Below are 11647 nucleotides of genomic sequence, written 5' to 3' on the forward strand. Positions count from 1 at the left end.
GCACTTTTTTGACGGCCGGGAAGCCCGCTGGAAGCGCTCGTCCGAAGCTGGGCCGTCTCGCGCTTGCCTTATCGGGCGCGTCACGCCCCTATGGCCCGGCGTCGGGGTTGCGACCTCGACGATCGGACCAACACCTCGTCGCCGTGGCGTCGGCGGACCTTCAGAAGGTTGTCCCTTGAGCAGGCTGGAGCGCGCCCGGGGCGCCACCCTCGTCGACGTCGCCCAGCTGGCCGGCGTCTCGCGCATGACGGTGTCGCGGGTGATCAACGGCGACGCCCGGGTCCGCGAGCCGACACGCCTGGCCGTCCAGGCCGCGATCCGAGAACTGAGCTACGAGCCCAACCTGGCCGCCCGCAACCTAGTCATGGCCGGCGAGCTGCGGATCGGGGTGATCTATTCCAATCCCAGCGCCGCCTTCATGAGCGACTTCCTGATCGGCGTGTTCGAGGAGGCGACCAACGCCGGCGCGCGGCTGATCCTGCTGCGGGGCGAGAACGGCCAGCCGCCGGCGCCGCACGAGCTGCAGAGGCTGCTGGGCTCGGGCGTCCAGGGCGTGGTCCTGGCCCCGCCGCTGGGCGAGTGCGTCATCGTGCGCGAGGTGCTCCGTTCCGCCAACCTGCCCGTCGCGGTGGTCGCCGCGGGACGTTCCCCGGCCGACGCGATCAACGTCCGCATCGACGACCGCCAGGCCAGCCAGGCCTTGACCAAGCACCTTCTGGACCTCGGTCATCGCCGCATCGGCTTCATCACCGGCAACCCCGACCAGACCTCCAGCGCCGAGCGCCTGGAGGGCGCGCGGGCGGCGGTCGCTCAGGTGAAGGGGGCCGAACTGATCCTGGCCCCGGGCGCCTTCACCTATGCTTCGGGCCTGTGCGCCGCCGAGCAGCTGCTGGAGTCCGACACGCCGCCCACCGCGATCTTCGCCAGCAACGACGACATGGCCGCCGCCGCCGTCTCGGTGGCCCACCGCCGCCATCTCGACGTGCCGGCCGACCTGACCGTGGTCGGGTACGACGACACGACCGTGGCCACCACGCTGTGGCCGCCGCTCACCACCGTCCGCCAGCCGGTGCGCCAGATGGCGGCCGTGGCGCTGGACCGGCTGCTGCGCGCCCTGCGCTCGACCGAGCCCGCCGCGAAGGCTCCCGCCGACTACGTGCTGGACCACGCCCTGATCCAGCGCCAATCCGCCGCCCCGCCCGGACGCCCCGTCCCGGTCGCGGACACGACAGTTCAAGAGAGGTCCCCGCATGCCTGATCCGTCCCCCGACATGGAACGCGCGACGGTCGGGCGGGTGACGCGGCGGCTGATGCCGCTGTTCTGCCTGATGTACCTGATCGCCTATATCGACCGGCAGAACGTCTCCTACGCCAAGCTCGACATGGTCCAGGCCCTGGGGCTCAGCGAGGCCGCCTACGGCCTGGGCGCGTCGCTGTTCTTCATCGGCTACTTCCTGTTCGAGGCGCCGTCGAACCTGATCCTGGCCCGGGTGGGCGCGCGGGTCTGGTTCGCGCGGATCATGTTCACCTGGGGCCTGGTCACCCTGGCGCTGGGCTTCACCCAGAACGCGGCGATGTTCTACGTCCTGCGGTTCCTGCTGGGGGTGACCGAGGCGGGGTTCTTCCCCGGCGTGCTCTACGTCCTGACCCTCTGGTACCCCCAGGCGCATCGCGCCCGGATGGTGGGCCTGTTCATGATCGCCAGCGCCCTGGCCAACGCCGTCGGGGCGGCGGTGGGCGGGCTGCTGCTGGACCTGGACGGCACGCTGGGCCTGGCCGGCTGGCAATGGGTGTTCCTGGTCACCGGCGTCCCGGCCGTGCTGCTGGCCCCCTATGTCCTGTGGCGCCTGCCGGACGGCCCGAACCAGGCCCGCTGGCTGCCGCAGGCCGAGAAGACCTGGCTGGCCGGCGTCCTGGACGCGGAGAAGGGCGGGGTGGTCGACGACCATCGCGGGGCCTGGAAGGCGATCTTCGACCCGCGCGTCCTGCTGCTGGCCGGCCTCTATATCGGCATGCCGCTGGGCGCCTACGGCCTCAGCTACTGGCTGCCGACGATCGTCAAGTCGTTCGGCGTCTCCAACACCGTCAACGGGTTCATCAACGTGATCCCCTGGATCCTGGTCGGGGCGGCGCTGTGGTTCGTGCCGCGCCACGCCGCGCGGCACGGCGCCAGCGCCTGGCACATCGCCGGGCCCTGCCTGGTGGCCGCGGTCGCCTTGACCCTGAGCGTGGTCCTGCCGGGCGCGGCCCTGAAGTTCGCCATGCTGTGCATCGCCGCCCCGGCCATCTTCTCGGCCCAGCCGGTGTTCTGGAGCCTGCCGCCCAGCTTCCTCAGCGGACCGCGCGCGGCGGCCGGCATCGCGGCGATCAACGCGATCGGCAATCTGGGCGGCTTCATCGCCCAGAACCTGGTGCCGATGGTGCGCGACGCGACGGGCAGCAACCTGGCGCCCATGCTGGCCCTGGCCGGCGTGCTGGTGGTGACCAGCCTGCTGATCTTCTACGCCATGGCCCGGTTGGAGAAGGCGCGGGCCGCCGCGGGCTGAGCGCGCCTAGCCCTTCGGCGCCGCCGTCGAGGCGCGGTGGATCAGGGTGAAGGGCAGCAGCTCGTCGCGCGGCCGCTGCTCGGTCCCGGAATTGCGGGCGACCCCGCTGATCAGCATCTTGGTCGCCAGGGTCGACATCTCGACCAGCGGCTGGCGGATCGTGGTCAGCTGCGGACGGCTGAGGCGCGAGACAGGGCTGTCATCGAAGCCCGCGACGGAGACGTCGCCGGGGACGGACAGATCGGCCTCGGCCGCGGCCGCCAGGGCGCCCAGGGCCATGTCGTCGTTGGAGGCGAAGATCGCCGTGGGCCGGTCGGGCAGGGCCAGCAGGGCGCTCGCCGCCTTGTGTCCGGACTCGAAGGTGAAGTCGCCGTCGCGGATCCAGGCCTTGTCCACCTTCAGGCCGCGCGCCTTCATGGCGGCGACATAGCCCTCGCGGCGGGCCGGGGCGGCGCCGTAGCGCGGGTCGCCCATGATGAAGCCGATGCGCGTGTGGCCCTGGTCGGCCAGGTGCTCGGTCATCTCGCGGGCGGCGGCGACGTCGTCCATGTGCACGCGCGGACCCAGGCCCTCGGGCTTTTCCGGGCCGAGGCGGACATAGGGCGTGCCGGCCTTGTCGAGCAGCTCCAGCACCACCTCGTTGTCGCACGACGGCGGGGTCAGGATCACCCCGTCGGGCTTGAGGGCGGCCAGCAGGGCGCCGACCTCCTGGCGCACCCGGGGCCCGTCGTGGTCGATCAGCTCGACCAGCAGGTGATAGCCGGCCTGCCGGGTCTCGACCGTGGCGCCCAGCTGGATGCGCTGCAGGTAGTCTGACCCGCGCTCGCTGCGCCAGTGGTCCAGGGTCAGGGAGGCGTCGACGAAGACGGCGATCACGAACGAGCGCGAGCCGGCCAGGCTGCGGGCCGACAGGTTGGGCGCGTAGCCCAGGGCGGCGGCGGCCTCCAGGACGCGCTCGCGCATCTGCGGACGCACGTTGGGCTCGTTGTTCATCACGCGGGAGACGGTCTTGATCGACACGTCGGCGCGCGCCGCAACGTCATAGATCGTCACCGACGCCATCAGCTCGCCCAACTCCCGCTTCGTGGGTCCAGTTTGCTTGGACTCATCTCCATTCCGGCAGCCTAGAGCAACTGCGCGCCATAAGGCGACGCTCGCGACTGAAAAAATTGCGCTGTCAAACGTCGTAGTGCGAGCTTTGTCGCGTCTGGCGGCTTGTGTCCCCCCGCGCGGAAGGCCAGTGTCCGAGCCAATCGCGGCGAAGACCGCGTGTGTGCGGGGAGGCGTGATGACAGCGGCGGAGGCGATCGGGATCGACAGGGCAAGACCGACAACACCCGTGAAGCCGAGCTTCATCGCCGCCTTCACCCTGGCCCAGATCGGGGCCTATGTCAGTTTCATGCCCCTGTTCCAGGTGCTGCTTCCGCTGAAGGCCGAGGTCATCGATTCGGCCAACAAGGCCGTGGTGCTGAGCCAGGTCGCCATCCTGGGTTCGATCACCGCCAGCTTCGCCAACCTGCTGGCCGGCGCGATCAGCGACCGCACGACCTCGCGCTTCGGCCGCCGTCGTCCGTGGATGGTGGTCGGCGCCCTGGGCACGGTCGCTTCGTACTTCCTGATCATGATGGCGCGGAACGCGGCCCACCTGATGGCTGGGGTCGTCTGCTTCCAGCTGGCCTTCAACCTGCTGTTCTCGGCCCTGCTGGCGGTGCTGCCCGACCGGGTGCCCGACGCCCAGAAGGGCAGGGTGGCGGCCTTCCTCAGCCTGGGCCATCCGATCGGCGCCATGGCCGGGGCCATCCTCGTGGGCGGCCTGCTGGTCGGCGAGGCCTCGCGCTATTTCGCCATCGGCGTGGTGCTGCTGATCGCCATCGCCCCGTTCGCCCTGGCCCTGAACGACCCGCCGCTGCCGCGCGGCGAGCGGCCGCCGTTCGACTGGCGCGAGTTCCTGGCCGGGTTCTGGATCAATCCGCGGGCCTATCCCGACTTCGCCCTGGCCTGGGTCAGCCGGTTCATGGTGCTGGTCGCGATCACCCTGACCCAGTGCTACATGCTGTTCTACCTGCAGGACGCGCTGCACTATCCCGACCTGTTCCCAGGACGCCGCGCCGAGCAGGGCATGGCCCTGCTGACCACCGTTGCCACCTGCGCCAACGTCGCCTGCGGCATGCTGGGCGGCATGCTTTCCGACCGCCTGAAACGCCGCAAGCTGTTCGCGGCGGGGGCGGCCCTGACGCTGGCGGCGGCCATGATCGTGTTCTCGATGGTGCCCGGCTGGCCGGTGGTGGTGGCGGGCTTCGTGATCTTCGGCTGCGCGGTGGGCTGCTACTACGCCGTCGACATCGCCCTGGTCAGCCAGGTGCTGCCCTCGCAGAAGGACGCCGGCAAGGACCTGGGGGTGATCAACCTGGCCAACACCTTGCCCCAGGCCATGGCCCCGATCCTGGCCATGTGGGTGCTGGGCCCGGCCCACGTGAACTATCACGCCCTCTATCTGGTGGCGGCCGGCCTCGCGGCGGCTGGCGGTCTGGCCATCCTTCCGATACGGGGCGTGCGTTAAGCCGTTTCCGAGGGTTCATTGGCCGACCTGATCCCCATCGACGATCCGGACGACCCGCGCGTCGCGGCCTATCGCGACATCAAGGAGCGCGACCTGGTCGGCCGCCAGGGGCTGTTCATCGCCGAGGGCGAGACGGTGCTGCGCGCCTTCGTCCGCGACGCGCCGGAACGGGTCCGCTCGCTGCTGATCGACGGCAAGCGGGCCGACAAGCTGGGCGAGGTGTTCGCCGGAGTGCCCGAGGGCGTTCCCGTCTACGCCGCCGGCCAGGCCGTGCTGGACGCCATCGCCGGCTTCCACCTGCATCGCGGCGTGCTGGCGGTGGGCGAGAAGCCCGCGCCGCTGTCGGCCGAGACGCTGCTGGCGCGAGCCGGGCCTCGCGCGGTGGTGCTGGTGCTGATGGGCATCGCCAACCATGACAATCTGGGCGGCATCTTCCGCAACGCCGCCGCCTTCGGCGTCGACGGGGTGATCCTGGACGGCGACTGCTGCGACCCGTTCTATCGCAAGGCCATCCGGGTCTCGATCGGCGCGACGCTGAGCGTCTCCACCGCCTGGCTGGCGCCGGGCCAGGACGTGGTCGACCTGCTGGAGCGCCACGGTTTCCAGGGCCTGGCCCTCAGCCCGGCCGCCGGCGAGACCCTGGCGCGGCTCGATCCGCCGGCGCGGGCCGCGGTGCTGCTGGGGGCGGAGGGACCGGGCCTGTCCCGCTCCGTGATGGACCGCGTGCGGACCGTCGGAATCCCGATGGCGGGCGGCTTCGACTCCCTTAACGTAGCCACCACCAGCGGGATCGTGCTGCACCACCTGAAGTTCGCGCGTTCGTAACGCTCTCAAACGCCCGTCATCCTCGGACTTGTTCCGAGGACCCCTCTGTCCGTCTGTTTGCCGTTTCTGATTGATCCGCGGCCTCACCGCTCCATGGATCAACCTTCTTCGCGGTTGAACGAGGGATCCTCGGAACAAGTCCGAGGATGACGGTTTGAAGGAATGACACCGGTGACTTGCCCGGACCGCAGCCCCGCCCTACGGTCCTCGCGCGTCGCTTAGGGAGGTCGCATTGTTCAATCGCCGGGGAACCCTGGCCACCTTGACGGGCGGCCTGCTGACATCGTTGCTGGCCAGCGCCGCCGCGGCCCAGACCAAGCCCGCGAAGGCCCCGATGGACCCCACCGAAGTCCTGCCCCTTTGGCCCGGCGATCCGCCCGGCTCGGCCGGCGTCACCGCCGTCGAGACGCTGATCGACCGCACCGTCGCCGGCGGCCTGCGCGACCGCGCCGTCACCCACACCCGCAAGCCGACCCTGACCGTGTTCCGCCCGGCCAAGCCGAACGGCGCGGCGGTGGTGCTGATGCCCGGCGGCGGCTACGAGCGCGTGGTCACCGACAAGGAGGGCTTCGAAACCGCCCGCTGGCTGGCCGATCACGGCTACACCTGCTTCGTCCTGCTGTACCGCCTGCCCGGCGACGGCTGGGGCGCGGGCCCCGACGCGCCGCTGCAGGACGCCCAGCGCGGCCTGCGCCTGGCCCGCTCGAAGGCCAAGGCCATGGGCTTCGACCCCGCCCGCGTGGCGATCATGGGCTTCTCGGCCGGCGGGCACCTGGCCGCCAGCCTGACCGTGCGCTTCGAGGCCAAGGTCTATGACCGCGTCGACGCCGTCGACGACCTGTCGGCCCGGCCCGACCTGTCGTGCCTGATGTACCCGGTGGTCTCGATGGCCGACGGCCCGGTCCACGCCGGTTCGCGCAAGCAGCTGCTGGGCGCCTCGCCCAGCCCGGAGCAGATCACGGCCTACTCGCCCGACCAGACCGTGACCGGCCGCGAACCGCCGGTGATCCTGGTCCACGCCGCCGACGACAAGACCGTGCCGGTAGCCAACACGATCATGATGTTCACCGCCCTGCGCGCCAAGGCGATCCCGGCCGAGATGCACGTCTTCGAGGAAGGCGGCCACGGCTTCGGCCTGCGCTCGATCGCCGGCAAGACGGTGGCGGCCTGGCCGGACCTGTTCGTGGCCTTCGCCAAGCGTCACGGAATCTAGGCTTTCCGTGCCCATGGTGTTCGCCGGGACCGTGGATAGGGGGCTTTGTCCATGATGATGCTTGTCGCGCTGCTGGCCGTTTCGACGGGCTCGACCACGGCGGTCGACGACCTTCGGGCCCACCTGCCCAAGCCGACCTTCCCGTCCTACACCCAACACGCCGACTCCGACCGCCTGGGTGTCAGTCTCGCCGAGACCCGCCTGAAGCTGTGGGGCGGCTTCGGCGGCGAGAGGGTCGAGATGAAGTCCCTGGCCATGGTCTGGACGCTGGGGCGGACCAAGGTCTACAGCCGCAAGGGCGACTATCGCGCCCTGACCCAGCGCCATCTCTACGCGGATCGCGACGGCGACGGCCTGGTCGACGCCGGGGCGCTGTACAATCCCAGGACCGGCGTCGTTTCGGCCGACTGGAACTGCGACGGCAAGGGCGACCAGATCCTGGCCGCCTTCCAGCCCAAGGACTAGCAGCTTCCGCCGTTGGCCTCGCGCCAGCGCTTGCGCTCCTCCTCCAGCGCCCGCTGCCATTTCGCCCGCAGCACGCCGGGCCGCTGGCCGTGGCGTTCGTCCAGGAACTCGGCGTGCTCGACCCGGTCGGTGCGGAAGTTGCGGAAGTCGTTGCGCAGTTCGCACCAGGCGATCAGCAGGCGGACGGTCTCCAGATAGCCCACCGTCACCGGCCAGACGACGCGCTGGCTGACCGCGCCCTTCTCGTCGCGATAGTCCAGGCGGATCTTGCGGCCGGCGTGGATCCAGGCCCGGGTCTGGGCGATGTCGATCCCGTCGGGCAGGGCCTTCCAGGCGCGCGAGGCCTCGGTGGCCGGCTGCAGGACGTAAGGGCGCAGCTGTTCGGGGACGGCGGCGGCGATCTTGGCGATCAGGTCGTTGGCGGCCGTGGCCAGGACGGGATCGCCGCGTCCGGCGACCCACTGGGCCCCCAGCACGGCGGCCTCGATCTCGTCGGGTGTCAGCATCAGGGGCGGCATGTCGTATCCGGCCTCCAGCACGTAGCCGACGCCCGCCTCGCCGCGGATGGGCGCCCTCTGGCCGATCAGGGCGGCGATATCGCGATAAACGCTGCGTTTGGAGGTCTCCAGCTCGGACGCCATGGCGTCGGCCGTCACCGGCTGGCGGCTGCGGCGGAGGATCTGGATGATCTGGAAAAGGCGTTCGGCGCGTCTCATGGCTTCACTGTGCTCGACCGATGCTGACAGCATGCTGGCAGCAGGATGGCGGTAGCGTCCGATTGTCGCAATACGGCGGCTTCCAGAGGCGGCTCGGAAGCCCGCCCAAGCGGCTCGCTCAACAGGGAGAGACCACCATGATCACGCTCTACTGCGCCGGACCCGCCTACGGCCTGCCCGAGGGCAGCCCCTATGTCACCAAGACCGAGATCCACCTGAAGATGGCGGGCCTCTGGTACGAGAAGGTCCCGGCCCATCCCGAGACCTCGCCCAAGGGCCAGCTGCCGTGGATCGACGACGACGGGATCAAGGTCGCCGACTCCACCTTCATCCGCGCCTATATCGAGCGCAGCTACGGCGTCGACCTGGACGCGGGCCTGCCCAAGGCCCAGCGCGGCCAGGCCTGGGCGATCGAGCGGATGGTCGAGAACCACCTGGGCTGGGCCAGCTGCCATTTCCGGTTCTTCGACGACGACAATTTCGCCAAGGGTCCGGCGCGCTGGTTCGACGGCATGCCGGGCGAGGCGCGGGCCGACGCCATCGACGGCCTGTTGGACACGGTGCAGACCACCCTGAAGTCCGTCGGCATGGGCCGCCATTCGCCCGACGAGATCGTGGAGCTGGGCGCCTGGTCGCTGAACGCCCTGTCGGAGATGCTGGGGAACAAGTCGTTCATGATGGGCCACCGGCCCACCAGCGTCGACGCCATCGTCTTCGCCATGCTGGCCCAGATCCTGACGCCGTTCTTCGACTCGCCGCTGCGTCGCCGGGCCGAGGCCCTGCCCAACCTGGTGGCCTTCGCCGAGCGGATGATGGCGGGCTACTACCCCGACTTCGCGCCGGAAGTGCGGGTGGCGGCGTGAGAAGGCTCCCTCTCCCATGGGGAGAGGGCGGGGCCCGCGCCGAAGGCGTGGGAGGGTGAGGGGGTACGACGTTCGACGGCGTGCCGGCAAAGCGACTGAGAGAAAGCGGTGAGGGTGTAACCCCTCACCCTCCCAAGCTGCGCTTGGGTCCCTCCCTCTCCCTCTGGGAGAGGGCGCCCCTCAGCGGTCCTGCACGTTGCCGGAATGGCTGGTGTTCTGGCGCAGGTTGCCGTGGCGGCCCTGCTCCTGAAGGTTCACGTCGGCGTTGCCGGGATCGGGCGACTGCAGGTCGTCGTGACCGCCCTGGCCTTCGATCTGCGGCTTCTGGCCCTTGAAGGCCCGTTGCTCGGGCGGGATGGGCGGGGCTTTGGACATCGGGTTCCTCCATGTCTCGCCCTTGGTGAACCGATGCGCGGCCGGTGAAGTTCCTCCGGTCACGGTTCGGGCGCCCTTGGAAAATGGGGCGCGGAGACGGGCGGATCGGCGGTTGGCCATCGCCGGAATCGGCGTTGCGATGCTATCTAAGGGCGTGATCGGGATAGGACGCCCCCTTGTCGGATTCAGCCGCCCCCCAAGTCTCCGCCGCGGCGGATCGCGCCAGCCAGACCCTGCATCGGGCCCTGGACATCCTGGAAGCCGTGGCCGAGGGCGCCCATAGCCTCAAGGCCTTCGAGGAGCGCGTCGGCCTGACCCGCAGCACCACCCATCGCCTGGCCTCGGCCCTGGTCGATCGCGGCCTGCTGTCGGCGGTCGGGCGCGACTATCGGCTGGGCGGCCGGCTGGTCCAGCTGGGCCACCAGGCCAGCGAGCGGCTGGGCGTGGCCGAGGTGGCGCGGCCGGTGCTGGCGGCCCTGGCGGCCGACACCCAGGACGCGGCCAACCTGGGGACGCCGTCCGGCGACGACGTGCTCTATGTCGCCCAGGTCCCGGGCCGGCGCCGGCTGGAGATCCGCCACCGGGTGGGCGACCGCAACCGCATCCGCGACACGGCCCTGGGCCGCGCCCTGCTGATCGACGCCTCGCCGCAGCGTTGGGCCGCCCTGTTCGCCGACGCGCCGGACGCGCTCCAGGCGGCGACCTTCCAGCGCGACATGGAGGCCGCCCGACGGACCGGCCACGCGCTGCACCTGGAGGACGGCGGCGACAGCATCCGCTGCATCGCCGCCCCGATCCGCGACGCCAGCGGCGCGATCGTCGCCGCCATCAGCCTGTCCAGCGTCCCGCAGTACATGGACGAGGCGCGGATGGCCGAGCTGGTCCCCCAGGTGGTCGCGGCCGCCCTGGAGATCGGCATGGCCCTGGGGTTCAACCCGTCTCGCCTGGCCCCCTAGCCGCCCAGGCGGTTGCCGTAGCCGATGATCACCGTGGCGCCGACCAGCAGGGCCACGCCGGTCCAGACCATGGCCTTGACCCCTGGACGGGCGTCCTTCCATTCGCGGAAGGCGAAGCCCCACAGCGTGCCGAAGATGATGATCGAGGCCATGTGCAGGGTCCAGCTGGAGAAGCCGAACCGGCCCATCTGGCTCTCGCCCATCGTGTAGAAGAAGAACTGGAAGTACCAGGCCGTGCCCGCCACCGCGCACAGCAGGTAGTTGGCCGCCAACGGCGAGCGCTTCAGCGCGGCGACCTCGGGCTTGTCGGCCGCCTCGGCGGGGCTGACCGCGCCCAGCCACTGGCCGGCGCTGCGGTTCTTGAAGATCAGCCAGGCGCACCAGACGCCGTTGGTGATCAGGCCGCCGAACATCACCAGGCACAGGGTGGGCAGGCCGGTCCACAACGGGCCGGTGCCGGCCGCCGCGGTCAGGGCCTTGATCGGCTCGCCGGCCGACAGGCCGAAGGCGAAGCAGGCCGACATGATCCCCGAGAACACCGCCACGGCGATGCCCTTGCGGAAGTCGAACTCGGCGACGGCGGCCTTCTTCTGCTCGGGCGACAGGGCGGCGTCCTTCTTGGCCCCGGCCCAGGCGACCACGACGATGCCGGCCAGGGTGACCAGCAGGCCCAGCAGGATGATCCGCCCCGACAGCGTACCCAGCAGGGTCTCACCGAACTGGCCCCGGACGAGCGGTGGGACCAGGGTGCCGAACACCGTGCACAGGCCCAGCACCACGGCCATGCCCAGGGACAGGCCGAGATACCGCATGGTCAGGCCGTAGGTCAGGCCGCCGAAGCCCCACAGCACGCCGAACATCACGCACAGCCCGACGATCTTCGGCGGGACCTGGGCCATCACGCCCAGCAGGTCGTGGGTCTGGAGGGCGGCGAACAGCCAGGGGGCCAGCAGCCAGCTGAAGATCCCGCCGGTCAGCCAGAAGATCTCCCACGACCAGCGGCGCACGCCGCGATAGGGGACGTAGAAGCTGGCGGACGACAGCCCGCCCAACCAGTGAAACAGCACGCCGAGCAGCGGGTTGGGTGTCATGGCGTCGTCCCCTCCGGTGAGATCTAAAGTCTCACAT

General features: G+C 70.4%; 12 protein-coding genes. 8 read left to right on the top strand and 4 right to left on the bottom strand.

The window, feature by feature from the left end:
* Positions 1–175 precede the first annotated feature (175 nt).
* Entirely contained in the window at positions 176–1258 is a 1083-nt protein-coding gene (locus tag WAE60_RS06380; protein ID WP_337685457.1) for a LacI family DNA-binding transcriptional regulator, read from the top strand.
* The gene (locus WAE60_RS06385; RefSeq protein ID WP_029915273.1) at positions 1251–2546 is read left to right on the top strand and encodes an MFS transporter; all 1296 of its coding nucleotides are present in this window, start codon (positions 1251–1253) and stop codon (positions 2544–2546) included. The genes WAE60_RS06380 and WAE60_RS06385 overlap by 8 nt, the downstream gene beginning before the upstream one ends.
* 6 nt (positions 2547–2552) lie before the next feature.
* On the opposite strand, the gene WAE60_RS06390 is transcribed toward WAE60_RS06385, so the two are convergent.
* Complete coding sequence (locus WAE60_RS06390; RefSeq protein ID WP_337685458.1) at positions 2553–3608, bottom strand: LacI family DNA-binding transcriptional regulator; 1056 nt, start codon at positions 3606–3608, stop codon at positions 2553–2555.
* A gap of 226 nt (positions 3609–3834) precedes the next feature.
* Between WAE60_RS06390 and WAE60_RS06395 the strand changes: the two genes are divergently transcribed.
* The 4 genes from WAE60_RS06395 to WAE60_RS06410 all read left to right on the top strand — a co-directional run bounded on the left by WAE60_RS06395 (position 3835) and on the right by WAE60_RS06410 (position 7609).
* The gene (locus tag WAE60_RS06395) at positions 3835–5106 is read left to right on the top strand and encodes an MFS transporter (protein WP_337685459.1); all 1272 of its coding nucleotides are present in this window, start codon (positions 3835–3837) and stop codon (positions 5104–5106) included.
* An 18-nt stretch (positions 5107–5124) separates the two neighbouring features.
* On the top strand, positions 5125–5931 hold the full coding sequence (locus WAE60_RS06400; protein ID WP_337685460.1) for an RNA methyltransferase: 807 nt from the start codon (positions 5125–5127) through the stop codon (positions 5929–5931).
* Between the two features lie 232 nt (positions 5932–6163).
* Complete coding sequence (locus WAE60_RS06405; protein ID WP_337685461.1) at positions 6164–7144, top strand: alpha/beta hydrolase; 981 nt, start codon at positions 6164–6166, stop codon at positions 7142–7144.
* A gap of 51 nt (positions 7145–7195) precedes the next feature.
* On the top strand, positions 7196–7609 hold the full coding sequence (locus WAE60_RS06410) for a hypothetical protein (protein ID WP_029915290.1): 414 nt from the start codon (positions 7196–7198) through the stop codon (positions 7607–7609).
* Here the strand turns inward: WAE60_RS06410 and WAE60_RS06415 are convergent.
* The gene (locus WAE60_RS06415) at positions 7606–8325 is read right to left on the bottom strand and encodes a YafY family protein (RefSeq protein WP_029915292.1); all 720 of its coding nucleotides are present in this window, start codon (positions 8323–8325) and stop codon (positions 7606–7608) included. The two genes, WAE60_RS06410 and WAE60_RS06415, sit on opposite strands and share 4 nt — an antisense overlap.
* A 137-nt stretch (positions 8326–8462) precedes the next feature.
* Between WAE60_RS06415 and WAE60_RS06420 the strand changes: the two genes are divergently transcribed.
* Positions 8463–9188 (top strand): glutathione S-transferase family protein, encoded by a 726-nt coding sequence (locus WAE60_RS06420; RefSeq protein WP_337685463.1) that lies wholly within the window; start codon positions 8463–8465, stop codon positions 9186–9188.
* Positions 9189–9368: 180 nt separating this feature from the next.
* Here the strand turns inward: WAE60_RS06420 and WAE60_RS06425 are convergent, their stop codons facing one another.
* On the bottom strand, positions 9369–9563 hold the full coding sequence (locus WAE60_RS06425; protein ID WP_337685464.1) for a hypothetical protein: 195 nt from the start codon (positions 9561–9563) through the stop codon (positions 9369–9371).
* A 176-nt stretch (positions 9564–9739) separates the two neighbouring features.
* On the opposite strand from WAE60_RS06425, the gene WAE60_RS06430 reads away from it, so the two are divergent.
* Positions 9740–10519, top strand: coding sequence for an IclR family transcriptional regulator (locus tag WAE60_RS06430; RefSeq protein ID WP_337685466.1), 780 nt, complete (start codon positions 9740–9742; stop codon positions 10517–10519).
* On the opposite strand, the gene rhaT is transcribed toward WAE60_RS06430, so the two are convergent.
* The gene (gene rhaT, locus WAE60_RS06435; protein ID WP_337685467.1) at positions 10516–11610 is read right to left on the bottom strand and encodes an L-rhamnose/proton symporter RhaT; all 1095 of its coding nucleotides are present in this window, start codon (positions 11608–11610) and stop codon (positions 10516–10518) included. The genes WAE60_RS06430 and rhaT overlap by 4 nt on opposite strands.
* Positions 11611–11647 lie beyond the last annotated feature (37 nt).

The sequence above is a fragment of the Caulobacter sp. CCG-8 genome (genome assembly GCF_037402475.1).
In the GTDB taxonomy this organism is placed as follows: Bacteria; Pseudomonadota; Alphaproteobacteria; order Caulobacterales; family Caulobacteraceae; genus Caulobacter.